This window comes from Vulgatibacter incomptus (genome assembly GCF_001263175.1).
Classification (GTDB): Bacteria; Myxococcota; Myxococcia; order Myxococcales; family Vulgatibacteraceae; genus Vulgatibacter; species Vulgatibacter incomptus.
The window spans coordinates 1,474,771-1,499,061 of the sequence record NZ_CP012332.1; the positions used below are offsets into that span (position 1 = coordinate 1,474,771).

The window sequence follows — 24,291 nt, forward strand, 5'->3', positions numbered from 1 at the left end:
CCGGCTAAGTTTCATGGTCTAAACTGTAGCTCAATGAACGCAAGCGTGCGCGAGTACGGGCCCTTCAGTTCCGGAGGTTCAGGGTCGCGCATGGTGCCCACTTGCGGGCGGCGTGGCGCAAGTTATGTGCGTCAATTGGCCAGCGCTGTGACGGCGCTGACGGCCGCAGCGAGGAAGCCAAGGACGGCACCCGCGAGCTTGAGCCAGAGGGGCCAGCCCGCTCCTCCCTCCGCGTTCGGGTCGATCTTCGTGACTCGGACGTAATTCCCATCTCCGGTGATGACGCGGTTTTGGTCGCCCGTGATGATGACGCTCGAGCCTACGTTCGCGCTGAGCTGCTCGGTTGCGACTGGCCGGACGAATTTCGCGCTGGCCTTGATCGCCCGGATCTCTGTCGAGGCCACCTGCTCCAGTACAACCACCATCGTGCTTTCGGACCGGTCTCGAGTTTCGAAGTAGCCCGGGAGCCGGTCGAGATACGCGTAGGATCCGATCACCGCCCGTTCGATCAGGCCTTCGAGCAGCGTGACGGCCTCGCTCGCAAGGAACTGTGAGGTGGCAGGTTCTGGCACCGCCTCGGCCTTGAACTCCGCGACAACCGTTCGCACCAGCGTCTCCAAATGCCGATGGATGGCGGTGGAGAAGATCGGGGAGTCGGCCGTCACCTTGGTGCCACTACGGGCCTGTTCTACGTGCAGCTTGCCGATGGCTTGCGATAGCGCCGCTCGCGTCACCACGAGGTGCTTGGCCCAGAGCGCCCGGAGGAGTTCGGCAGCTTCATTTGGAGACGCGTTCTCGGCGGCGCTGGTGGTCTTCGTCACGCCCCGAAGTCTGCCACATCGGCGATGTCCGTTCGACCAGCCGCCTGGAGAGCGTCAGGTAGACCGCCGGGAAGGTGCGGTGCGGCGGGTTCGCTTTGGCGACCGCCAACCGAACCAAGAGGCCCCAGAGGCCCACGGCGGCTCCAGAGAGACCGGCACGCGCGAGGATCCCGAAGAGGGCCTCGGCGGCGGATGCGAAGGGGATCATGATGCCCTCCAGTGGGCGGCCTGGGTGTCGTCGTTGGAGGCCACTGCAGCACCAACGGCATCGGTGAGCATCGGGAAGTGCTTCCAGGTCTCGCCGCGGATTGCTTGCCGCATGGGTCTCGACCGTGACCCCGTACTCTCGGGCGAGGCTGGAGATGGAAACGCCTGCCGCATAGCAGGAGCGGGCGTCAATGACCCCTGCGGTAGTGAGCTTGGACGGCGGGAACGTGTCTCCCCTCGCCGTTCGGCCCGCTTCCTCGCGATCCCTCATGTTCTCAGCCTGGGTGCCAAGGACGATTTGGTCGGCACGAACGCAGCCGAGGTGCCCATTCCCGCAAAGATGAACGAATCACTGGCATGGGTGAGTGACGCGAGCTCGTTGCCAGAGGTGCGGCCTGCAGTGGCAAGCTCCCGGGTCAAAATCGTCCGCTCCCGTGCGCCGCAGGCAGGCACGAGGTCGTCCCAAAGCTGAAGGTTGTGGGTGAGGTCCCCGCGCGGGCCGAAGAGTGCCCGGAGGTTCTCAGGGATCTCCTCGGACGGGGGGCGAGGTGGTGCTGTACTTGGTGGGCCCGGCCGCCGTCGCCCTCACAGCGGCCTGGATCGCCAACCTCAGTTGCTTCGGCGCCGAGCTAACAGGTCCGTTCGAGGATGCGGACGGCCAAATTGGCGGTGATGCGACGTGCGCGAACGAGGCTTTGATGACCAGATGGGAGCTTTGGGGATCCATTTCGATCGCGTCGCGGAAGTCGGCCAGCTGTCCTTCCTCCGCATTCTTCCCGCGGAATGGCCGAGAAGACGAGATCGTCTTAGTCCGACGTTCCTCGACGCTTGGCTTTCGAATCCGAGTTGGATCGTCCTAACGGCACGATGGCCGATTGGCGACGCGGATCGCCTCTATGCGCTCGGTCAGCTGCTTCCGTTTGACCCGCAAGCCCTCGGGCCGTAGGGTGCCGCGCGATGGAACGCAAGGTCTTCGTACATACCTTCGGCTGCCAGATGAACGAGGCCGACTCCTCGCGGATGATCGAGTCCCTGGCGAAGTCCGGCTACGCCCAGACCCAGCAGGCGGACGACGCGGACCTGATCCTCCTCAACACCTGCGCCATCCGGGAGAAGAGCGAGCAGAAGCTCCTCTCCGCGCTCGGGCGGTACCGGCCGATGAAGCTCGCCCGCGGCGCGCGGATCGGCGTGGGCGGCTGCGTGGCCCAGCAGGAGAAGGATCGGCTGCTGAAGAAGGTGCCGTACCTGGACTTCGTCTTCGGGCCCGACCAGGTGGGCAACCTCCCCGAGATCCTCGATCGCGTGGAGAGCGAGAACGTTCGCCTGGCCGAGACGGCCTGGCTCGACTCGTCCACCTACGTCTTCCCCCGCGCCGACGCCGAGTTCGCCCGCGGCAAGACGACTGCCTTCGTCTCGGCGATGAAGGGGTGCAACAACGTCTGCTCCTTCTGCGTGGTCCCTTACACCCGCGGCCGCGAGGTCTCGCGGGGCGTGGACGACCTTCTGGGTGAGGTGGCCGACCTGGCGGCGGTGGGCGTCCGTGAGATCACGCTCATCGGCCAGAACGTGAACTCCTACGAGGGTGGGGTGAGCTTCGCCGAGCTCCTCCGCCGCACCGCAAACGTGCCTGGTGTCGAGCGCGTGCGCTTTACGACCAGCCACCCGCACGACCTCTCGGACGAGCTGATCGCGCTTTTCGCCGAAGAGCCGAAGGTGATGCCACACTTCCACCTCCCGGTGCAGAGCGGCTCCGAGCCGGTGCTGAAGCGGATGCGGCGCGACTACACGATCGCCTGGTATCTGGACCGCCTCGAGAGGCTGCGGGCTGCGAGGCCCGGCATCGCGATCACCACCGACATCATCGTCGGCTTCCTCGGCGAGACCGACGAGGACTTCGAGCGGACGATGGAGCTGGTGGAGAAGGTGCGCTACGAGAACGCCTTCTCGTTCATCTTCAGCCCAAGGCCGCACACCACGGCGATCCGCCACCTCCACGACTGGGGCGAGATCCCGAAGGAGGTCGCGACGGCGCGGCTGGTGCGGCTGCAGGCCCTGCTCCGCGAGCACTCCTGGTCCTACTATTCCGCGTGCGTCGGCAGCGAGGTCGAGGTGCTCGTGGAGGGGCCCAGCCGCTACGACCCCGAGAAGCGCTTCGGCCGCACTCCCGAGAACCGCGTCGTGAACTTCGAGGGCACCGCCGAGACGGGCTCGCTCGTCCGCGTGCGGATCGAGGACGCGACGCCCAACGCCCTCTCGGGCGTCCAGGTGGGCTTCGAATCCCCCAGGGCGGTGAAGGCGCCGGTGCGGCTCGCGGTGGTGGGGTGAGGCATCCGTGAGCGCTAGGCCCCTTCATCGCTGGCTCCTGGCGCTCGCTCCGGTCGTGTTCTACGCCGGGTTGATCTTCTACTTCTCCGCGCAGACCACGCTCCCGAAGGTGGGCCTGCTCTCGATGCTCAAGCGCGCCTTCGAGGCCAGCTTGTTCAGTGGCTGGATCGGGTTCGACAAGCTCGAGCACTTCACCGAATACGCCGGCTTCGGCTTCCTGATCGCCCGGGCGCTTCGGTTCGTCGGCCCGACGAGCATGAGCACCCTGCGGGGCTGGGGCGTGACGGTCGCCCTCGGCGCCGCCTTCGGGGTCAGCGACGAGATCCACCAGTACTTCGTCCCCGGCCGGGATTCGTCGATCTTCGACGTAGCCGCCGACACCCTCGGCACCGCCTTCGGGGCGATGGTGTGGGTCGTCTTCGCCCGGTTGACGCGGCCGCTCATGGGGCGCTCGGCCCCGGGAAGCGGGCGCGCCGCCATCTGACCGCTCGGCGTCCGTCCTCCCAAAAGCCACGTTGACGCAGGCCTCCGATTCAAATATTGCGCGGCGTAGACGAATGGAATGAAAGTTCCTTCGCTATCGGGGGTGCGACATGACGCGTTTGCAGGTTCGAGCCTTGGTGGTGGTTTGCGCTCTCGCTGCCTTGAGCGCGTGCGGCAGCAGCGGTAGCGATCACAATGGATCAGGCGGCTCCGGAGGGACCTCAGGATCTGGTGGTTCAGGCGGCAGCGATGGGACGGGAGGGACGGGCGGAACCGCTGGGACGGGAGGCGACGGCACGAGCGGCTCCGGCGGTACAGTTCCGCACGGGATCGACGTCGAGGGCACGATCGTCGACAAGACCTTCCATCCGGTCGCCGGCGCGAGGGTCGCCCTCAACGGCGATCTCACGCAGTTGGTGACGACCGAAGGCGACGGCACCTTCCGCTTCAGCGGCGTGGACACGCCCTACGACCTCACGGTCGGGTTCGAGGATCCGCCCCTGGTTCCTCGTAGCCTTACGCTTCGCGGACTCACGCGAGCGAAACCGATCATTCCCGCGAACCTCGACCTCTATGCGAAGCGAGCGGTCCCGCTCGTGGTGGCCGTGACGGGTCCGGAATACCCCCTTCCGATGGAGGACCAGATCCTCGTTACTTCGACGGCGAAGAGCCCCGGAGCGCGACGCGCGTCCAGTAGTGGCGGCATATTCGAAGATGACATCGAGTGGTTCGGACCGAGTGAGCCGACCGTGAATCTGGTGGCGGCTCGAACCACGTTCGACAGTACTTTTGGCTTCCGCGTCCTGTCGGCTGGGGTTCGAGAGAATGTCCGTCTCCAGTCGGCGATGCCGGGCTACATGATCAGTCTCGACCGAGCGGTTCCGACAAGCACCACGACCATCGACGTCCAGCCTGGGGTGTATACCGAGAACGTGCATGTGCGGTTGAACTCGTTCACCGTCGAAGGGGCCCAGTTCTCCAAATCCTTCTACTTCGATGATCCGACCATCGAGTTTCCCTCCGAGGGCGCGACCTTCATGGCCTTCGGCTTCATAGCCAACGGCCGTTCGGCTGCCGCGTCCAGCCCCGCGGTTGCCGGCGGTACGACCCGCCTCGCCATGCCGGAGACCATCGACACCGTCCTCCCTGCGGAGGACGCTACAGGTGTTTCTCGCACGCCGGTCCTTACCTGGACTCAGGTGCCCGGTGCTTCGGCATACTGGGTCACCGTAGGATCTCAGTTCGCCGTAGGAACTCAGTTGTACGTGCTTCCTGCACCCGCCTCGAGCGTTTCGATCCAGGACCTCTCCGCCCTCGGCGTCGGCCTCGAGGCGGGTCAGACCTACCCCTGGGTGGTCAGGGCGTGGGTCGGCAACGGGTTCACGGCGGACGACGTTGCCGACGGCACCGGTATTGGGGGCTACCGCGAACAGATCACGACCGATTCCTTCGTTGAGTACATGACGTATTCGAAATTCACGACCGGTCCCTGAGCTCCGCGCGACGCAGTGGGGGGCGGCTCTTTCGCTTGTTCGGGGGTTGCGAATTGACGCAGGTTCGAGCCTTGGTGATGGTGTGCGCTCTCGCGGCGTTGAGCGCGTGCGGCAGCAGCGGTAGCGTCCACGGTGGCTCGGGAGGCTCGGGAGGCTCGGGAGCGACCTCTGGGGCTGGCGGTTCCGGCGGCACCGACGGGACGGGCGGCAGGGGAGGCACGGGAGGGATTGGAGGCGACGACGCGGGCGGCTCCGGCGGTACCGTTCAGCACGGGATCGACGTCGAGGGCACGATCGTCGACAAGACCTTCAGCCCGGTCGCCGGAGTGAAGGTCGCCCTCAACGGCGATCTCACGCGGTTCGTGACGACCGGACCCGACGGCATCTTCCGCTTCAGCGGCGTGGACACCCCCTACGACCTCTCGGTCGTGTCGGAAGAGAGGCCCCGGCTCCTCGCTTGCTCACGCTTCGTGGCCTCACGCGCGCGAATCCAGTCATTCCCTTGTACGTCGAGCTCTTTGCGAATCGAGCGGTCCCGCTCAGATTGGCAGTGACGGGCCCGGACTACCCCCTCAAGCCCGACGACCGGCTCTTCGTCGCATCGACGGAGAAGGGTTCCAGAGGAAGGGAAACGAACCGCTTTGGCAAATACGAGCTCGACATCGAGTGGTTCGGACCGATTGAGCCGACCGTGAATCTGGTGGCGGCTCGAACCACGCCCGACAGTACTTCTGGCGTCCGCGTCCTGTCGGCTGGGGTTCGAGAGAATGTGCGCCTCTCGTCGGAGATGCCGGACTACACGATCAACCTCGATCGAGAGGTTCCGACGAGCACTACGACCATCGACGTCCAGCCCGGGCGCTACACCGACTTCCAACATCTGGGTTGGCAAAACTTCACTGTCGAGGGGGCCCAGTTTGATTGGTGGGTCCCGATTCCTGGCCCGACCGTCGAGTTTCCCTCCGAGGGCGCGACTTTCTCCGCCTCCGGCTTCAGCACCAACGGCTCTGCGGCCGTGTGCGCTCCTGCAGTCGCCGGCGGCACCACCCGCCTCGCCATGCTGGAGTCCCTCGACACCGTTCTCCCAGCTGAGGGCGCGACAGGCGTTTCTCGCACGCCTGTCCTCACCTGGACTCAGGTGCCAGGTGCTTCGGCATATTGGGTCACCATGGGACTGGGACAAATGATGTTCGTGCTTCCTGGATTCGCCTCGAGCCTGTCAATCCAGGATCTCTCCGCCCTCGGCGTCGGCCTCGAGGCGAATGGGAGCTACTGGTGGAAGGTCGAGGCATGGGTCGGCAACGGGTTCTCGGCGGACGACGTGACCGACGGTATCGGTCTCGGAACCTACCGCCTAGTCGTCACGACCGAACCCCTCGTAATGTACAGGGCATGGTCGACGTTCAAGACCGCTCCCTGAGCGTACCCACAGTGAGGCGCATTGACGCGTGAAGCCGAACCGTCTATTGCGCGGCGCACACTGTTGAAGCGAAAGATTCTTTCGCTTCTGGGGGTATCCGACATGCGGCGTTTGCAGGTTCGATTCTGGGTAATGGTCTGCGCTCTCGTGGCCCTGTCCGCGTGCAGCAGCAGCGACGGTAGCGGCCGCGACGGAACGGGCGGCTCCGGTGGAATCGCCGGTTCCGGCGGTATCGCCGGAAACGATGGCACCGGTGGGACGGCCGGTGACGGCTCCACCGGCGGTACGGGGGGAGATGACGGCACCGGCGGAACGGCCGGGGACGGCACGGGTGGCACGGGCGGCGACGCCACGGGGGGCGCAGGCGGTACCGTCCCCCATACGATCGACGTCCTGGGCACGATCGTCGACGAGGCGTTCCAGCCTGTCGCCGGCGTAACCGTCGCCCTCGACGGCGATCCTACCCGGTTGGAGACCACCGGCGTGGACGGCGTCTTCCGCTTCAGCGGCGTGGACACGCCCTATGACCTCTCGGTCGCGTTCGAATCGAACCTCCTGGAGCTCCGCGGTCTCTCGCGTGCGCATCCCGTCGTTCCCTTGAACCAGATGCTGATGGCGTTTCGAGGGGTCGATCTCGAAGGGGTCGTGAGAGGCCCGACCTATCCCATCTCGGACGAAGGGATTGCCGTCACGCACACGGGCAAGTCGCTCCTCATGGCGTCTGTCGACGAGGAGTCCGGCGAATACGGCAGCCATTTCGCGTGGCCGGGACCGAGCAGGCAGGCGGTCAATCTGGTCGCGGCTCGCGTCGCAGCCGACCCGGTTACGAACGGCCTTCGCTTCTTGGAGGCCGGAGTTCGAGAGGATGTCCGGCTCGAAGATGGGGTGGGGATGACGGGCCTTTCGATCACACTCGATCGGCCGATCGCGACCAGCACCACGACGATCGACTTCCAGCCTGGCTCCTACAGCGGTTCCGAGCCGGCGTTGAGCTCGTTCACCGTCGAGGGCGCGCGATTCAACTTCTTTGGATCCCCGATCCCCGTTCTGTCCACGGAGTTTCCGTCCGAAGGCGCGACCTTCGTCGCCCAGGGCTTCGGTCCCCAGGGTTTCGCGCTCGCGGTCGCACCCGCGGTCGCTGGGACGACCCGCATTACGCTGCCGGAATCCATCGAGATCCTGCTTCCCGAAAATGGGGCGACCGACGTGTCTCGCACTCCCGTCCTCAGCTGGACGCCGGTGGCCGGCGCTTCCTCCTACTGGATCTCCGTCGGAGAGCAGATGTACTTCGTTCCTGCAACCTCGACGAGCCTCGCGCTTCCGGATCGCTCCGCCCTCGGCATCGGCCTCGAAGCCGACTCGACCTACGACTGGTCGGTCTATGCGTTCGTCGGCAACGGGTTCACGGCCGACGACCTGACCAACGGCAGCGGTGAAGGCCTCTACCGCATCTACCTCACGAACGAGGCGGTCACCGTGTACATCGCGGTCTCGGAGTTCACGACCGCTCCCTGAGCCTCCACGAGCGGGAGATTCGAACGGTAGTCCGGTCGGCGGGCGCCACGCCCGTCGACCACACCAGGGATACGCTCCGGTGCGTGAGCGTGGCCCACATTGACAACGGGTGTCGACACGCTTTAGGAGACGCCCTCGGACGGTGGGGCGTCCGGATCGCCCCGGGGGTGTCGACATGACGCAGCTCACGCGAATCGGTGCAGCGGTACTGGTCTCCTCGCTCGTTCTCCTTGGCGGGTGCGGCGGCGGCTCTGGCGACCCCGGCACCGGCGGGACGGGTGGCTCCGGGGGCACGGCAGGAACCGGCGGCACCGGTGGCACCGCGGGTGAGGGCACTGGCGGAGCCGGCGGCTCCGGCGGCAGCGTCCCCTCGAACATCGACGTCCACGGAAAGGTCGTGGACAAGCTGGGGAAGCCTTTCATCGGCGCCACGATCCTTCTCGACGGCGATATCGATCGCCTGGAGACCACTGGGACCGACGGCCTCTTTCACTTCGGCGGCGTGGATACGCCGTATCGCCTCACGGTGCTGGCCTCCGGGCAGCTCTACGAGCTGCGGGGCCTCACTCGGTCCAATCCCGTCGTCGTCGCGGGTAGCGAGGTCGGAGCGTTCACGGTCCGCCAGGGCGCGAAGATCGCGGGCCACGTCGGCGGCCCCGCGTACCCCGTTGGTGGAAAGATCCTTTTGGCGCCGTCCGGACGGACCGGGGTCACCGTCTCCGCGGACCCGGCGAACGGCGATTTCGACGCCGAGATGGCATGGATGGGCGACGCCAAGCAGACCCGTGACCTCGTGGCGGCCTGGATCGAGTACGGTCCCGAAGGTCTGGTCGTCCACGGCCTGGGCCGGAAGACCGACGTCACCCTCGAGAGCGGAATCGGCTTGAGCGGCCTCGGCGTCTCGCTCGGCGGCCCGATCGAGACGCGACCGACGACGGTCAGCAGTTTTGGGGGCGCCTACTCAGACGCCTTCGTCACCCTTTACGGCTCCTTCACCATCGAGGGCACCCGGTTCAACGTGCTCGACGGAATCGTCGGCTCCGTGGCCGGGGTTCCCACGGACGGCGCCGTGTTTTACGCACAGGGATACGATGCCGACGGCAACTTCGCCATCCGCCTGATCCCGGCGATCCCGGGGGGCACGACCAGGGTGGAATTGCCGGAAATCGCGGAGATGAAGGCCGTCTCTCCGGTGAACCACTCCATGAACGTCTCGACCCGGCCGACCCTCGCCTGGACCCAAGCGACCGGTGCGAAGGCCTACTGGGTCATCGTGGGCCCGTACACCTACGTTCTGCCGGCGACGGCCCATAGCCTCCAGATTCCCGATACGTCGTCGTTCGGGATCAGCCTCGATCGGGGCAAGAACTACGATTGGTACGTCGCGGCCATGATGTCCGATGGATTCTCCGCCGACGACGCCACCGACGGGAGTGGCCTCGGGATCAATCGATTCCTGATTCTGGACGAGGACACGCTCCTCATCCAGACCGTGGCCGAGTTCAAGACCGCGCCCTGACGATCGCCTGGGTGGCTCGAGTGGCCGCCACGGACAACAGGATCCCTCCATGATTCGACCTTGCCCCTTCACGCATACCGAGCCGTCCATCGACGAGACCGCCTACGTCGACGTGAGCGCTCACGTGATCGGGCGGGTGAGGATCGGCGCCCGATCCTCGATCTGGCCTGGTGTCGTCGTCCGCGGCGACGTCCACACCATCGAGATCGGCGACGACACGAACGTGCAGGATCTCTCGTGTCTGCACGTGCTCAAGGATCGCTTCTCCCTGACCCTCGGCAGCCGGGTGAGCGTGGGCCACGGCGTGATGCTCCACGGCTGCACGATCGGCGACGGCAGCCTGATCGGCATGAGGGCGACGATCATGGATGACGCCCGAATCGGCGCCAACTGCCTCGTCGCGGCGGGCGCGCTGGTCACGCCGGGCTTCGAGGCGCCTCCCGGGTCGCTGGTGATGGGCTCGCCCGCCAAGGTGAAGCGGGAGCTCGACGCATCCGAGCTCGAGCTCCTCGATCGCACCTGGCGCAACTACGTGGACTACTCCCGCGCCTACATCGCCAAGTTCGGCCGCGGCTTCTGACTCAGTCCAGGAGCCGGTGGAGCGTCTCGATCACGATCCGGTCGTCGATCGGCTTGGTGACGAAGCCCGCGCACCCCAGGTCGAAGGCGCTCCGGCTCATCTGCTCCGGCGACGAAGAGCTCATCAGCACGATGGGAAGGGCGGCGCCGCTCGGCGTCTCGCGCAGACGCTGGACAAGAGAGATCCCGTCCAACTTGGGGAGCACCACGTCCACCATCGCCAGGTCGAAGTGCGTGAGGTCGGAGCGCTCCAGCACGGCCTCGGCGCTCCCGACCCCCGTGACGTCCCAGCCCTCGGCGCAGAGCAGATCCGCGAGCATCGTCAGGTAGAGGCGGTCGTCGTCGACCAGGAGGATCCGGCGCCGCCGTTCCTCGATGCTCCGTCGAATTCGCGCGACCTGCATCTTGCGCAAGAGGTCCATCGACTCGCCCTCAGTAGGCAATGCAATTAGTCATAATGGCCGAAATCCTCCAGGCGAGCAAGAACACGCCATCCTTGACCATGCGCTGGACGACCGCTACAAACGCGCGCGAATTTCCAACGAAAAGGAGAGCTTCATGGAGGTCAAGAGCCTCGCGGTTGTCGGCGCGGGTCAGATGGGCGGCGGGATCGCCCAGGTGGCGGCGCAGGCCGGGATCCAGGTCGCGCTCATCGACGTGAACCTCGAGGCCGCGAAGGCTGGCCACGCGAAGATCGGCGCCGGTCTCGCCCGCCTCGTGGAGAAGGGCAAGCTCGCCGCCGCGGATCGCGACGCCATCCTCGGCCGGATCACCCCCGCCGGCGACGTGTCGGCCGCCAAGGGCTTCGACTTCGCCGTGGAGGCCGCCACCGAACAGGAGGAGCTGAAGAAGAAGCTCTTCCGCGGCCTCGACGAGGTGATCGCACCCCACGGCATCCTCGCCTCCAACACGAGCTCCATTTCGATCACCCGGATGGCGGCGGCCACGAGCCGCCCGTCGCGCGTGATCGGCATGCACTTCATGAACCCCGTGCCGGTGATGAAGCTCGTGGAGATCATCCGGGGCGCGCAGACCTCCGACGAGACCTACGCCGCCACCAAGGCGTTCTCCGAGCGGCTGGGCAAGACCACGGTGCTCTCCTCCGACTTCCCCGGCTTCATCGTGAACCGGATCCTGATCCCGATGCTCAACGAGGCCTGCTACGCGCTCCAGGAGGGCGTCGCCTCGGCAGAGGACATCGACACGGCGATGAAGCTCGGCACCAACCAGCCGATGGGACCCCTCGAGCTCGCCGACTTGATCGGCCTCGACACGGTCTACTACATCGCCAAGGTCCTCCACGAAGGCCTCGGCGACCCCAAGTACCGGCCCAACCCGCTGCTGAAGCAGTACGTCGACGCCGGCTGGTTCGGCCGGAAGACGGGCAGGGGCTTCCACGTCTACTCGAAGTGATTCGCCGCCCGCCGCCTATCGCGGGCGTCTGGCTGGGCGCCTCCTGGCGCGAGCTGCGGGATCGCCTCGGCGATCCCCTCCGCGGCGAGAACCGCAGCCGCACTGAGGCCGAGCTCTTCTATGACGGGTTGAGCGCGGTGCTCAGCGACGACCGCGTGGTCGAGCTGAGCCTCTCGCTCGGCGACGACTCCTGCACGGGGATCCCCTCCACCCGCGCGCAGGTCTTGGCGGCCCACGGCGAACCCGACGAGAAGATGATCGAGGCCGAGCTGGAGGGCTGGGTCTACGAAGGCGCGGACTTCGACGCGATCTTCCTCTTTGCGCCGCCGGGGAGCCCGGTGGCGGAAGAGGTGGTCTTCCGCACCCACACTCACGAGATCGACGAGGAGAGCTGACTGCCATGGCCTACGCCAATCTGAAGGTCACCCGCCGCGAGGACGGCGTCGCCTGGATCGAGTTCGACCGCCCCAAGGCGCTCAACGCGTTCAACACCGAGACCCTCCTCGAGCTCGAGTCGGCCCTCGACGTGCTGTCGAAGGATGAATCACTCCGCGTGCTCGTGCTCACCGGCGCCGGCGAGAAGGCCTTCGTGGCCGGCGCCGACATCGCCGAGATGGCCGAGATGGGCGCGCCCCGGGCGCGGGTCTTCTCCTCGGTGGGCCACCGGGTCTTCGAGAAGCTCGAGAAGCTCCCCGTGCCGACCATCGCCGCGGTGAACGGCTTCGCCCTCGGCGGCGGCATGGAGGTCGCGCTGGCATGCGACCTCATCTACGCCGCGGACAAGGCGAAGTTCGGCCAGCCCGAGGTGAACCTCGGCGTGATCCCCGGCTTCGGCGGCTCCCAGCGGCTGCCCCGGAAGATCGGCCCCATGCGCGCCCTGGAGCTCTGCTTCACCGGCGACATCATCGCCGCCGCCAAGGCGCAGGAGGTCGGGCTGGTCCTCGAGGTCTTCCCGGCGGCGGAGCTCCGGGCCAAGGTCGACGAGATCGCGATGAAGATCGCCTCCAAGGCGCCGCTGGCGATCTCGGCGATGAAGCGGGTGGTCGTAGAGGCCTCGGCCTGCGATCCGCGCACCGCCAACGCCCTCGAGCAGGAGACCTTCGGCGTTCTCTTCGGCTCGGAAGATCAGAAGGAGGGTATGAAGGCCTTCCTCGAGAAGCGGCCGGCCGACTTCCGCGCCCGCTAACGAAGTTCCGGCGCGCTTGTCAGATCCCGCATGCGGGTGGATGATGCGCCGAATCGATTGGCCCAACCGCTCGGGCGGGACTGGCCACACCCTGGAGCGCGCCGCCCCCCGCGGCGTGGAGACACCGATGCAGTTCGAGTTGAACGATACCCAGCGGATGCTCCGCGACACCTGTCGGGAGTTTGCCGACCGGGAGCTCGTCCCCAACGCGCGCACCTGGGACGAGGAACACCGTTTCCCGAAGGAGGCGGTCAAGAAGCTGGGCGATCTCGGCCTCATGGGCGTCGCCGTCCCCGAGGAGTGGGGCGGGGCAGGGGCGGATAACGTCTCCTACGCCCTCGCCATGGAGGAGATCAGCCGCGGCTGCGCCTCCACCGGCGTGATCATGAGCGTGAACAACTCGCTCTACTGCGATCCGGTGCTGAAGTTCGGCACGGACGAGCAGAAGCAGGAGTGGCTCGCCCCCTTCGCCGCCGGCGAGAAGCTCGGCTGCTTCGGCCTCACCGAGCCCGAGGCGGGCTCCGACGCTGCGGCCCAGAAGACCATCGCGGTGCGGGACGGTGACGACTACCTGATCACCGGCTCGAAGAACTGGATCACCAACGGGCCCCAGGCCGACGCCATCGTGCTCTTCACGATGACCGACCGCTCCAAGGGCAACAAGGGCATCACCGCCTTCCTGTTGGACCTGAACTCTCCTGGCGTCACCCGCGCCCCCGCCGATCGGAAGCTCGGCATCGCGGCCTCCGGCTCGTGCTCGCTCTTCTTCGATAACGTGCGGGTGCCGGCGAAGAACCTCCTGGGCAAGGAGGGCGACGGCTTCAAGGTCGCCATGAGCACCCTGGACGGTGGCCGCATCGGCATCGCCGCCCAGGCCCTCGGCATCGCCCGGGCCGCGTTCGAGGAGGCGCTCGCGTACTCCAAGGAGCGCAAGAGCTTCGACAAGCCGATCGCCTCCCACCAGGCCATCAGCTTCATGCTCGCCGACATGGGCACCGAGCTCGACGCCGCGAGGCTCCTCGTGCTGCGCGCCGCCGCCCTCAAGGATCAGGGCGTTCGCCATAGCACCGAGTCCGCCATGGCCAAGCTCTACGCCTCGGAGATGAGCCACCGGGTCACCCACAAGGCGATCCAGATCCACGGCGGCTACGGCTACTCCAAGGAGTTCGACGTGGAGCGGCACTACCGCGACGCGCGGATCACGGAGATCTACGAGGGGACGAGCGAGATCCAGCGGATCGTGATCGCCGCGTCGCTCCTCAAGGGGTAGCGAACATGGTCGGACGACTCCTGGTGCTCGCGGTAGTGGCTCTTTCGATGCCCGCATGGGCGTCCGCTCCCGCGACGACTCCGCCGGCGTCGCCCGCCGCCCCGGCCTCGCCGCAGGCGGCGCCCGTGACGCGGGCGCGCGATCTCCCCTTCAATCGGGAGAACGTGCTGAAGGTGGTCTCGACTCACGCGGACGAGATCCAGGGCTGCTACGAGTCGGCCATGGCCCGCCGTGGCGCCACCGCCAAGGACGCTCCCTCGGGGCGCGTCCTGATGAGCTGGGTCATCACCCCGGACGGCCTCGCCGCCGAGGTGAAGGTCGCCAAGAGCGCGATCGGCGACAGCCTCGTCACCGACTGCATGGTGCAGGCGATCCGGTTCTGGGAGTTTCCCAAGCCTGCGACCCGCCAGCCGATCGAGTTCCCCTTCGACCTCAAGCCGACCAACGGCGCCAAGACTCCGAAGAAGAAGGAAGCCCGGTAGATGGATTTCGAGCTGAACGAGCTGCAGATCGCGATCCGCGATGCGGCGCGAAAGTACGCGCAGGACAAACTCGCGCCCGGCGCGCGCGAGCGCGATCGCGAGGAGCGGTTCCCCAAGGCCGAGGTCGCCGAGATGGCGTCCCTGGGCCTCATGGGCGTGAACATTCCCGAGGCCTACGGCGGCGCCGAGGCGGGGACGGTGGCCTATTCGCTGGCGATGACGGAGATCGCCGCCGGCGACGCGTCGGCCGCCGTGACCATGGCCGTCACCAACATGTGCGGCGAGCTCATCGTCCGCGCCGGCAACGAGGACCAGCGCCAGCGGTACGTGACCAGGCTCACCTCCGGTGAGTACACGGCGGGCGCGTTCGCGCTCTCCGAGCCCCAGGCCGGCTCCGACCCGGGGGCCATGGCCACCTTCGCCGAGAAGAAGGGCGATCGCTGGGTGCTCAACGGCGCCAAGCAGTGGATCACCAGCGGCGCCTACGCCGGCGTGATGGTCGTCTGGGCTCGCACCGCCAAGGCGCCCGGCGCCAAGGGGATCTCCTGCTTCCTCGTCGAGGGCGGCACCAAGGGCCTCCTGGTCGGCAAGGCCGAGGACAAGATGGGCCTCCGGGCCTCGAACACCGTGCCCCTCACCTTCGAGGACTGCGAGATCCCGGAGGAGAACCTCCTCGGCGTCGAGGGCGACGGCTTCAAGTGGGCCATGGTCGCCCTCGACGGCGGCCGGATCGGCATCGCCTCCCAGGCCATCGGCATCGGGCGGGCGGCCATGGACGCGTCGATCCGCTACGCCCACGAGCGGGAGGCGTTCGGCAAGCCGATCGCCGATTTCCAGGCGATCCGTTTCAAGCTCTCCGACATGGCCACCGAGCTCGACGCGGCCCGGCTGCTCGCCCTGCGCGCGGCCTGGCTCAAGGAGAACGGCCGTCCCTTCACTCGGGAGGCCTCCATGGCGAAGCTCTACGCCTCCGAGGCGGCCAATCGGGCAGTTGCAGAAGCCGTGCAGATTCACGGCGGATATGGGTATGTGGACGAGTTCCCGGTGGAGCGGCACCTGCGAGACGCGCGGGTGACGACCATCTATGAGGGAACGAGCGAGATCCAGCGCGTGGTCATCGCGCGCGAGCTTTTGCGCGGCTAACGGGCGGAGCGAGACGAGATGAAGAAGGCGAAGCCGATGTCGAAGACTTCGAAGACGACGATGCCCGCCGGCAAGAAGGCGGCCGCCAAGGCCGCTTCGGGCAAGATCGCGGCCAAGAAGCCCCAGGCCATGATGCAGGCGGCGGTGTCCAAGAAGGCGCCTGTGGCGGCTGCGAAGAAGCCGGCCGTGGCGGCGAAGACGACCGTGAGCAAGAAGGTCGCCGTTGCGAAGGCGACCGTGGCGAAGAAGGCCGCAGCCGCGAAGGCGGTCGTGGCGAAGACGACTTCCGCCGCGAAGGCGACCGTGGCGAAGAAGGCCGCCGTGGCGAACGCGAAGGTGGCGAAGAAGGCCGTCGTCGCGAAGGCGATGGTCGCGAAGAAGGCCGCCGTCGCGAAGGCGAAGGTGACGAAGAAGGTCGCCGCAGTGAAGGCGACCGGGGCGAAGAAGGCCGCCGTCGCGAAGGCCGCCGTGGCGAAGAAGACCGCCGTCGCGAAGACTGGCGTGGCCAAGAAGGCCGCGAAGGCGGTGCCCTCGCCGAGCTACGACAAGGCCGGCCTCAAGAAGATCGCCGCCGCCAAGCGCGCCTGGGAGAAGGGCGCGCTCGCCAAGTCCAACCAGCGCATGAAGCAGCGCCGGGAGGCCTTCTTCACCGACTCGGGCATTCCCATCCCCGACCTCGCCACCCCCGCCGAGCGGCCGCGCGAGGACTACCTGCGCGACCTCGGCTTCCCGGGCGAGTACCCGTTCACCCGGGGCCCCCAGGCCTCCATGTACCGCGGCCGCCACTGGACCATGCGCCAGTTCGCCGGCTTTGGCACGCCCGCCGACACCAACGCTCGGTTCAAGTACCTCCTCGAGCACGGCATGACCGGCCTGTCGACGGCCTTCGACATGCCCGCCCTCATGGGTTACGACGCCGATCACCCGATGAGCCGGGGCGAGGTGGGCAAGGAAGGTGTGGCCGTCTCGAGCCTCGCCGACTTCGAGATCCTCTACGGCGGGATCCCCCTCGACCAGGTCACCACCTCCATGACCATCAACGCGAGCGCCATCTACGCGCTCGCCTGCTACGTGGTCACGGCGGAGAAGCAGGGCATCGGCCCCGAGAAGCTCGGCGGCACCATCCAGGCCGACATCCTCAAGGAGTACATCGCACAGAAGGAGTGGATCGTCCCGCCGCGGCCCGCCGTGCGGATCGTGATCGACATGATCGAATGGGCGTCGGAGCACATGCCCAAGTTCAACCCGATCTCGATCTCCGGCTACCACATCCGGGAGGCAGGGGCGACGGCGGTGCAGGAGCTCGCCTTCACTCTCGCCGACGGCATCGGCTACGTGGAGGAGTGCGTCGCCCGCGGCATGAACGTGGACGACTTCGCCCCGCGGCTCTCCTTCTTCTGGGACGTGCACAACGACTTCTTCGAGGAGGTCGCCAAGTTCCGTGCCGCCCGGCGGATCTGGGCCCGCGTGCTCCGCGATCGCTTCGGCGCCAAGGATCCGCGCTCGTGGATGCTGCGCACCCACGCGCAGACCGCCGGCGTGTCGCTCACCGCGCAGCAGCCCTACAACAACGTGGTCCGGGTGGCCCTCCAGGCCTTCGCCGCGGTGTGCGGCGGCACCCAGTCCCTTCACACCAACTCCCTCGACGAGACCTACGCGCTCCCCACCGAGGACTCGGTGACGATCGCACTGCGCACGCAGCAGATCATCGCCAACGAGTCCGGCGCCGACCGCGTCGTCGACCCCCTCGGCGGCTCGTACTACATCGAGTACCTCACCGACGAGATGGAGAAGCGGGCGATGGAGTACATCGACCGCATCCACGACATGGGCGGCATCATCCGCGCGGTGGAGGAGGGCTATCCCCAGAAGGAGATCGCCGAGTCCGCCTTCCGCCACCAGAAGGAGGTCGAGTCCAAGGACCGGATCATCGTCGGCGTCAACGCCTTCCAGTCCGACAAGGAGACCCCGATCGATCTCCTCAAGATCGACGACGCGCTCGCCCACGAGCAGATCGCGCGTCTCCTCCAGGTGAAGGCCAGCCGCGACGCCGCGGCCCACCAGGCCGCCCTCGAGGCCGTGGAGAAGGCCGCCGAGAGCGGCGAGAACCTCATGCCCTCCGTCCTCGACGCAGTGCGCGCCTATGCAACGCTGGGTGAAGTCTGCGACGTCTTCCGCAAGGTCTTCGGCACGTACCGCGAGGTGGGCCGCTTCTAGTCGACCGCTCGGTCGCAGAGGAATCGATTCGACATGGCAGAACGCAAGCTCCGCATCCTCGTCGCCAAGCCCGGCCTCGACGGCCACGACCGTGGCGCCAAGATCATCGCCCGCGCCCTGCGCGACGGCGGGTTCGAGGTCATCTACACCGGCCTCCACCAGACCCCGGAGATGATCGCCGCCGCCGCCATCCAGGAGGACGTCGACGGCATCGGCCTCTCCATCATGTCCGGTGCGCACATGCACCTCGCGCCCGCGGTGATCGATCTGCTCAAGGAGCAGGGCGCCAGCGACATCGCCGTCTTCCTCGGCGGGATCATCCCCCAGGATGACATCGCCAAGCTGCGCGCGGTGGGCGTCCGCGAGGTCTTCCTCCCGGGGACGACCACCGAGGACGTCATCGGCTGGGTGCGGACCCACGTCCGGCACCGGGCCGAGGCGGCCTGACCGTAGCGCTTCGTGTGGCTTCGGTGCCTTCGGGCACCGAAGTCGCAATGAGTACAGAATATTGAAGCACAAACCAGGGCCTCCGAGTTTTCGGCTGTGCCCTGGTTGTGTTTGTAGCGGCGTTTGGATTGACCCGGCGCACGGATCGCGATAGCGAAACCCCCGAGGGATCCGGTCTGCCTGACTGGTATCGGACGACATGGGGGGATTTCGATGAGACGCGTTGCAGGTGCAGTGATCGTACTCGTGGTGCTCGCTCTCGCCGGGTGCGGAGGCGGCAATGCTACCGGAGGATCTGGCGGCAGCGGCGCCTCGCCGGGCAGCGGGGGTGATGGGGGCGCTGGTTCGGGTGGTGATCCCGGGAGGGCCGGCACCGGCGGAGATCCCGGAAGCTGCGGGGATGGGGGCACTGGCGGATCCGGCGGAACCGCCGGGCATGGCGGCCAGGGAGGGCGTGGGGGCGAGGGCGGAACCGCCGGGCATGGCGGCGAGGGAGGGAGTGGCGGCTCCGACGACCCTGGCGTCGTCGTCGAAGGGCGGGTCGTCGACGCGGAAGCGCTCGTCTTCCTGAACCAGGATCTGTCCACCGTCATGCTCACAGGACCGGACGGGGAGTTCTCCTTCTCGGGAGTCAAGGTCCCCTACGACCTCACGGTGATCTGGCGCCTTAGGAACTCCCCGACGATCCCAAGGGTCATGGAGCTGCACGGCCTCACCCGCCAGGATCCTGTGATTTTTGTTAACGGAAATACCTTCTGGTCGACCTACATCCAGGGGCACGTCTCCGGTCCCACCTTTCCTATTGACGGTAGTGTTTGCCTGGCTCTCCGTGGGGCGCCGTCCACGCGCTGTGCAGGGCCGTATAACTTCGCGGATTTTCGGTCGGAGCTCACGTGGCTGGGAGGTGATCCGACCGATCCCGCCCTGGTCGGTGTGGTGACGGAGAGGTTGCGAAACGGCGGCATGGCCTGGGGGCTTGCGGGCAAACAAGATCCCTTCGACGTCCGGGTGGACGCCGACGCCGTCGATCTCGTGCTCGACCAGACCGTCCCGACCGCCGAGACGACGTTGCGCTACACTCTCGGTGCCTACACCTGGAACTTGTCCGGGGGGATCGAGACCTTCCAGGTCATGGGGGCGAAGTACTACAGTTCTCCAGACGCGTACGAATGGGAGCTCGGCTCCACGTTCGAGTTCCCGCTCGAGGGTGGCACCCTTCGCCTGTCCGCGTATGACGCCGATGGCGGCTGGGCCTCGATCAATGCCACTGCACAGCTGGGTGGCGTGACGGAGATCCACTTCCCCGAGACGGCGCCCCTCCGGCGTATCTCTCCCGCCAAGGACGCCACAGGTCTCTCCACGACCCCCACCTTTAGCTGGACCGCAGTTCCGGGTGCGAAAGCGTATTGGCTAAACGTCGGCAGGGATGGTGGGTCGACCTTCTCGTTCGGTCTCCCTCCTTCGACCACGAGTTTCCAGATGCCTGCGTACGAGCCAATCGAGGTCGGCCTGGGCAAAGACCACAAGTATTATTGGACCATCCAGGCGTACGTAGACTCGAGCATGGACGTAGACGGGACCACGGACGGCACTGGGCTGCGCTATTGGCGACTGGTCTACGGGGGCGGCACAGTCCACTACAGCTCGACGGGTTGGTTCGAGACGGCGCCCTGACGCGTCCAGGGGCCCGGGTGGGGCGGGGGCTCCCAAGGCCCTCGCTCCCCGGTGGTGCCAGCGCCTCGACTTCGCTACAACCTCCGGGCGCGACGGGCGTACCCTTTGGTCGTTCGTCTGTCGCATCGCACCGTCGACTGGCCCCCGGCCCGCCGACTTGGAGGTCGTCCGATGGGCTCCAGTGATCGCCCCAGCATCCTCGGCCGAAGCGTTCCCGCCGAGGTCTCGATCTACGAGGTCGGTCCGCGGGACGGTCTGCAGAACGAGTCCGCTGTCGTCCCCACAGAGGGCAAGCTGAAGCTCATCGGCGCCCTCGCCGACGCGGGCCTCAAGCGGATCGAGGTCACCTCCTTCGTCTCGCCCAAGTGGATTCCGCCCCTCGCCGACTCGCGAGAGGTCGCCTCCAGCCTCGAGGCTCGCCCCGGCGTCGTCTGGTCCGCTCTCGTCCCCAACGCCAAGGGACTCGAGGGCGCCGTCGCAGCGCGCATGGAGGAGGTGGCCGTCTTCATGTCCGCCTCCGAGACCCACAACAAGAAGAACATCAACAAGACCATCGAGGAGACCTTCGCCGCGTTCGCGGAGGTCATTGGCCCCGCGCGCGACGCCGGCATGCGCGTGCGCGGCTACGTCTCGGTGGTGTGGGGCTGCCCCTACGAGGGCGCCGTCGACCCGCTCCGCGCTCGAGAGGTCGCCGACACCCTGCTGCAGATGGGGTGCTACCAGGTCTCACTCGGAGACACGATCGGCGTCGGCACCCCGGGCCAGACCGAGCGGATCATGGGCGCCATGCTCGAGGAGATCCCCGCGGAGAAGCTCGCGCTCCACTTCCACGACACGCGCGGCACCGCGCTCGCGAATGCCCTCGTCGGCCTCGCGTACGGAATCACGACGCTCGACGCCAGCGTCGGCGGCCTGGGCGGCTGCCCCTACGCGCCGGGCGCCTCGGGCAACCTGGCGACCGAGGACTTGGTCTACATGCTCGACGGGCTCGGCGTGAGGCATGGCGTCGACCTCGAGAAGCTCGTCGCCGCCGGCGAGCTCGCCCAGGAGCTCGTCGGTCACGAGCTGCCCGGGCGCTACCTCAAGGCCCACCTCGGCGCGCGGCTCAAGAAGGGGTCCGCCTAGGGAAGCGGCTCGGGGAACGATGGACGCGCTCGACGCGAAGGCTTGGATCGGCATCGTACGCCTCGCGATGGTGCTCGGCCTCGCGACCTTCCTTCCTGCGTGGACTCTCGCCTGGTGGCAGGCGTGGACCTGCATCGGCGTCTTCGTCGCGTGCGCCGGCGCGATCACCGCGTACCTTGTGCGGCACGACCGAGCGCTCCTCGCCCGCCGCGTGAGGGCCGGGCCGGCCGCCGAGAAGGAATTCACCCAGAAGGTGATCCAATCGCTCGCGTTCGTCGCTTTCCTCGCGGTCTTCGTCGTGCCCGCGCTCGATCGCCGCTTCGGCTGGTCGCGCGTGCCGATTGGGATCTCGATCGTGGGCGACGGCGTCGTCGTCCTGGGTTTCTGGATCGTGTTCCGGGTGCTCCGCGAGAACACGTTCGCGTCCGCCGCGATCGAGGTGACGAGCGAGCAACGCGTCATCTCGACCGGCCCATACGCGTACGTCCGGCATCCGATGTACAGCGGCGCGCTTCTCCTCATTGTCGGAGTACCGCCCGCGCTCGGCTCGTGGGTCGGCCTCGGCGCGGTGGCGCCTTTCGCGCTCGTGATCGTCTGGCGCCTCCGCGACGAGGAGCGGTTTCTCGCGAAGTCCCTCGAGGGCTACGAGTCATACTGCGCCCGCGTGCGGTACCGGCTCGTGCCGCTTGTGTGGTGACTTCCCTCTGAGCGGTGGCTCCACTCGACATGGGGCCTTTGATCGCCCGAACGGTCGTGCTATTCATGCTGCATGCGCAAAGGGGACTTCACCCGCCAGGCGATCCTCGATCACGCCGTGAAGAGCGCGTCCAAAGTCGGTCTGGACGGCCTCTCGATCGGCGTGCTGGCGACCGAGCTCGGCATGTCGAAGAGCGGCCTGTTCGCGCACTTCGCGTCGAAGGAGGCGCTGAAGGTCGAGGTGCTGGAGCGAGCCGCGGTGATGTTCTACGAGACGGTGATGCTGCCGGCCCTCGCGGCGGAGCGCGGGCTCCCGCGGATCCGGGCGATCTTCACGCGGTGGATGGACTGGGCGGAGCACGCCGGGTTGCTCGGCGGGTGCATCTTCGTCGCTGCGGCGGTGGAGCTCGACGACCAGCCCGGGGCGGCGCGTGAGACGCTGGTGCGGACGCAGGCCGACTGGCTCGACGCGCTCGCGAAGTCTGCGGAGATCGCGATGGGAGTCGGGCACTTCCGCCCCGAACTCGATCCGGACCAGTTCGCCCACGAGCTCTATGCCACGATGCTCGGCCTCTACCACGCGAGCCGCCTGATGCGGGATCCGCGCGCCAGGGAGCGGGCGGTCCAATCCTTCGAAGCGCTGGTGGAGCGCGCTTCGGCCCACTGAAACCCCAAGGAGAATGATTCATGCAGGCCCAGGTTCCGCCCAGAAAAAGAACGAACGTTCGGTTGTTGCATCGGGCGATTCAGGCGACGTTCCGCACGCTCACGCCGGTGCCATCGCTGGCCTCGATGCTGGCAGCGCGGCTCTGGATGATCCCGCCGCGAGCGCCGATTCGGCCGGAGCAGGAGGCTTGGCTGGCGAAGGCGGAGCGCCGAGACGTCGACGCTGGCGGGACGAAGGTGGCGACGTACGCCTGGGGCAGGGGGCCGGCAGTGCTCCTGATGCACGGCTGGGGCGGTCACGCCGGGCAGCTCACGGGCTTCGTCCCAGGGCTGGTGGAGGCGGGTCATCGGGTTGTGGCCTACGACGGACCACGCCACGGCGCGACCCAAGGGGGCACGCCGTCGCTGCTCTCGTTCTCGGAGTCGGCGCAGGCGGTAGCGGGCCGTGAAGGCGGCCTCTCCGCGGTGATCGCGCACTCGATGGGCGCGTCGGCGGCCGCCTTCTCGATGAGCCGCGGACTCGAGGCCGACCGCGCGGTCTTCCTGGCGCCAGCGGCGACGATGTCGGGGGCGGCGGAGCGCTTCGCAAAGATGGTGCGGCTGGATCCGCGCGCGCTGGAGCAGATGCGCAGGCGGTTCGAGCGGGAGCTGAACATCCCTTGGGAGGAGCTGGATGTGGTTCGCTCGGCGCACCAGATGCGTTCTGCGCTCCTCGTGATCCACGACGAGAGCGACCGCGATGTGCCGTTCTCGGATGGCGATGCGATCGCACGGGCCTGGCCGACGGGGAGCCTCGTCACGACGACGGGTCTCGGCCACCACCGGCTCCTACGCGATGCGGACGTGGTGCGGCGAACGATCGACTTCGTCTCCGCCGGCCGGCCCTAGCCGTCGGCCCAAAGTGAAACGCGCCTCGATGTCCAGTCGAAGCGCGTTCGAAATTCCATCGGCGGCGCGTACCGCCGGGCGAAGGGCCACTTAGCCCATGAGAATCTGCTGGGCGGTCCGCTTCTCGCTCTCGAAGGTGAAGCTGTCGATCAGCCGGTAGCCGTTCGCGCGGTCCAGGACGCTGGGCCAGAGCACGCGGAGCGCGTCGAGCCTGTCGCCGGAGACGAAGAAGTCACCGAGAAGCACCCGGACCTGCTCGACCTCGAAAAAGTTGGAGCGGGCGGCGGTCTCGAGGACGAAGAGCTTCTCGCTGGAGAAGCGGCCGTTGGCGACCGACCTCCTCAGCGCGGTAAACGATGGGGGATCCATCGGGATCGGGCTGACCGCCACGTGGGAGGGGCGCCGATCCGGCGGCGGCAGGGGCCGGCTGCTGCGGATCGACTTCTCGAGGCGCTCGAGGCGAGCGTTCACCGAGTCGAGTCCGCTCCGCATCTCCTGATCCTTGCGGCCGTGGTTGGTGCGGGACTTGAGCGCCTTCACCTGGCTCTGGAGCGCGCGCAGCTCATCGATGAGCTCCTGCTGATCCACCTGGACGAGCGTCACGGGGCGCGCCGCCACCGCGGGCGTGGCAGCCAGCAGGAAGAGGACGAAGGCGGAGAGGCAGAGGGTCTTGGGCTGGAAGGTTCTCATGTTGGCTCCTTGCGCTGCTTCTACCTGTACCG

The 24,291-nt window shown here is 67.2% G+C and carries 25 protein-coding genes; 21 read left to right on the forward strand and 4 right to left on the reverse strand.

Annotated features, from left to right (window positions below; all coding sequences use genetic code 11):
- Positions 1–131 precede the first annotated feature (131 nt).
- Together AKJ08_RS06000 and AKJ08_RS19715 are read right to left on the reverse strand one after the other, a co-directional pair.
- Entirely contained in the window at positions 132–821 is a 690-nt protein-coding gene (locus tag AKJ08_RS06000; protein WP_157370518.1) for a hypothetical protein, read from the reverse strand.
- Positions 778–1,029: a hypothetical protein gene (locus tag AKJ08_RS19715; RefSeq protein WP_050725231.1), complete on the reverse strand. Its 252-nt coding sequence runs from the start codon at positions 1,027–1,029 to the stop codon at positions 778–780. Before AKJ08_RS19715 ends, AKJ08_RS06000 begins: the two co-directional genes overlap by 44 nt.
- A 956-nt stretch (positions 1,030–1,985) precedes the next feature.
- On the opposite strand from AKJ08_RS19715, the gene miaB reads away from it, so the two are divergent.
- The 8 genes from miaB to AKJ08_RS06045 all read left to right on the forward strand — a co-directional run bounded on the left by miaB (position 1,986) and on the right by AKJ08_RS06045 (position 10,363).
- Complete coding sequence (gene miaB, locus AKJ08_RS06010; RefSeq protein WP_050725232.1) at positions 1,986–3,353, forward strand: tRNA (N6-isopentenyl adenosine(37)-C2)-methylthiotransferase MiaB; 1,368 nt, start codon at positions 1,986–1,988, stop codon at positions 3,351–3,353.
- A 7-nt stretch (positions 3,354–3,360) separates the two neighbouring features.
- Positions 3,361–3,837, forward strand: a complete 477-nt coding sequence (locus tag AKJ08_RS06015) for a VanZ family protein (protein ID WP_082342792.1) — start codon at positions 3,361–3,363, stop codon at positions 3,835–3,837.
- A 412-nt stretch (positions 3,838–4,249) separates the two neighbouring features.
- Positions 4,250–5,329 (forward strand): hypothetical protein, encoded by a 1,080-nt coding sequence (locus AKJ08_RS06020; protein WP_050725234.1) that lies wholly within the window; start codon positions 4,250–4,252, stop codon positions 5,327–5,329.
- 77 nt (positions 5,330–5,406) lie between these two features.
- Positions 5,407–5,883, forward strand: a complete 477-nt coding sequence (locus AKJ08_RS06025) for a carboxypeptidase-like regulatory domain-containing protein (RefSeq protein ID WP_050725235.1) — start codon at positions 5,407–5,409, stop codon at positions 5,881–5,883.
- Positions 5,832–6,749, forward strand: coding sequence for a hypothetical protein (locus tag AKJ08_RS06030; RefSeq protein WP_157370519.1), 918 nt, complete (start codon positions 5,832–5,834; stop codon positions 6,747–6,749). The genes AKJ08_RS06025 and AKJ08_RS06030 overlap by 52 nt, the downstream gene beginning before the upstream one ends.
- Before the next feature lie 132 nt (positions 6,750–6,881).
- Positions 6,882–8,264, forward strand: a complete 1,383-nt coding sequence (locus AKJ08_RS20110) for a carboxypeptidase-like regulatory domain-containing protein (RefSeq protein WP_050725237.1) — start codon at positions 6,882–6,884, stop codon at positions 8,262–8,264.
- A gap of 175 nt (positions 8,265–8,439) precedes the next feature.
- Positions 8,440–9,783 carry a carboxypeptidase-like regulatory domain-containing protein gene (locus AKJ08_RS20115; RefSeq protein WP_050725238.1) on the forward strand — a complete coding sequence of 448 codons (1,344 nt, stop codon included), beginning with the start codon at positions 8,440–8,442 and terminating at the stop codon, positions 9,781–9,783.
- 49 nt (positions 9,784–9,832) lie between these two features.
- The gene (locus AKJ08_RS06045) at positions 9,833–10,363 is read left to right on the forward strand and encodes a gamma carbonic anhydrase family protein (RefSeq protein WP_050725239.1); all 531 of its coding nucleotides are present in this window, start codon (positions 9,833–9,835) and stop codon (positions 10,361–10,363) included.
- Position 10,364: 1 nt separating this feature from the next.
- On the opposite strand, the gene AKJ08_RS06050 is transcribed toward AKJ08_RS06045, so the two are convergent.
- Positions 10,365–10,784 (reverse strand): response regulator, encoded by a 420-nt coding sequence (locus AKJ08_RS06050; RefSeq protein ID WP_050725240.1) that lies wholly within the window; start codon positions 10,782–10,784, stop codon positions 10,365–10,367.
- A 136-nt stretch (positions 10,785–10,920) separates the two neighbouring features.
- Here AKJ08_RS06050 and AKJ08_RS06055 point away from each other — a divergent pair, with 136 nt between their 5' ends.
- From AKJ08_RS06055 to AKJ08_RS06125, 13 genes are all read left to right on the forward strand, one after another.
- Positions 10,921–11,775, forward strand: coding sequence for a 3-hydroxybutyryl-CoA dehydrogenase (locus AKJ08_RS06055; protein ID WP_050725241.1), 855 nt, complete (start codon positions 10,921–10,923; stop codon positions 11,773–11,775).
- The gene (locus AKJ08_RS06060; RefSeq protein WP_050725242.1) at positions 11,772–12,170 is read left to right on the forward strand and encodes a hypothetical protein; all 399 of its coding nucleotides are present in this window, start codon (positions 11,772–11,774) and stop codon (positions 12,168–12,170) included. The genes AKJ08_RS06055 and AKJ08_RS06060 overlap by 4 nt, the downstream gene beginning before the upstream one ends.
- Before the next feature lie 5 nt (positions 12,171–12,175).
- Entirely contained in the window at positions 12,176–12,961 is a 786-nt protein-coding gene (locus AKJ08_RS06065; protein ID WP_050725243.1) for an enoyl-CoA hydratase/isomerase family protein, read from the forward strand.
- A 127-nt stretch (positions 12,962–13,088) separates the two neighbouring features.
- Positions 13,089–14,231 carry an acyl-CoA dehydrogenase gene (locus AKJ08_RS06070; RefSeq protein WP_050725244.1) on the forward strand — a complete coding sequence of 381 codons (1,143 nt, stop codon included), beginning with the start codon at positions 13,089–13,091 and terminating at the stop codon, positions 14,229–14,231.
- Between the two features lie 5 nt (positions 14,232–14,236).
- Complete coding sequence (locus AKJ08_RS06075; RefSeq protein WP_050725245.1) at positions 14,237–14,713, forward strand: AgmX/PglI C-terminal domain-containing protein; 477 nt, start codon at positions 14,237–14,239, stop codon at positions 14,711–14,713.
- Complete coding sequence (locus AKJ08_RS06080; protein WP_050725246.1) at positions 14,714–15,856, forward strand: acyl-CoA dehydrogenase family protein; 1,143 nt, start codon at positions 14,714–14,716, stop codon at positions 15,854–15,856.
- A 36-nt stretch (positions 15,857–15,892) separates the two neighbouring features.
- On the forward strand, positions 15,893–18,073 hold the full coding sequence (locus AKJ08_RS06090) for an acyl-CoA mutase large subunit family protein (protein ID WP_276202191.1): 2,181 nt from the start codon (positions 15,893–15,895) through the stop codon (positions 18,071–18,073).
- 33 nt (positions 18,074–18,106) lie between these two features.
- Positions 18,107–18,520: a cobalamin B12-binding domain-containing protein gene (locus AKJ08_RS06095; protein ID WP_050725248.1), complete on the forward strand. Its 414-nt coding sequence runs from the start codon at positions 18,107–18,109 to the stop codon at positions 18,518–18,520.
- Positions 18,521–18,733: 213 nt separating this feature from the next.
- Positions 18,734–20,194: a hypothetical protein gene (locus AKJ08_RS06105; RefSeq protein WP_157370520.1), complete on the forward strand. Its 1,461-nt coding sequence runs from the start codon at positions 18,734–18,736 to the stop codon at positions 20,192–20,194.
- Between the two features lie 171 nt (positions 20,195–20,365).
- Positions 20,366–21,319, forward strand: coding sequence for a hydroxymethylglutaryl-CoA lyase (locus AKJ08_RS06110; RefSeq protein ID WP_050725251.1), 954 nt, complete (start codon positions 20,366–20,368; stop codon positions 21,317–21,319).
- A gap of 19 nt (positions 21,320–21,338) precedes the next feature.
- Positions 21,339–22,016, forward strand: coding sequence for a methyltransferase family protein (locus AKJ08_RS06115; RefSeq protein WP_050725252.1), 678 nt, complete (start codon positions 21,339–21,341; stop codon positions 22,014–22,016).
- Positions 22,017–22,088: 72 nt separating this feature from the next.
- Entirely contained in the window at positions 22,089–22,682 is a 594-nt protein-coding gene (locus tag AKJ08_RS06120; protein ID WP_050725253.1) for a TetR/AcrR family transcriptional regulator, read from the forward strand.
- Positions 22,683–22,747: 65 nt separating this feature from the next.
- Complete coding sequence (locus AKJ08_RS06125; RefSeq protein ID WP_050725254.1) at positions 22,748–23,569, forward strand: alpha/beta hydrolase; 822 nt, start codon at positions 22,748–22,750, stop codon at positions 23,567–23,569.
- A gap of 90 nt (positions 23,570–23,659) precedes the next feature.
- Here the strand turns inward: AKJ08_RS06125 and AKJ08_RS06130 are convergent, their stop codons facing one another.
- The gene (locus AKJ08_RS06130; protein WP_050725255.1) at positions 23,660–24,259 is read right to left on the reverse strand and encodes a proline and serine-rich protein 1 family protein; all 600 of its coding nucleotides are present in this window, start codon (positions 24,257–24,259) and stop codon (positions 23,660–23,662) included.
- Between the last annotated feature and the right edge of the window lie 32 nt (positions 24,260–24,291).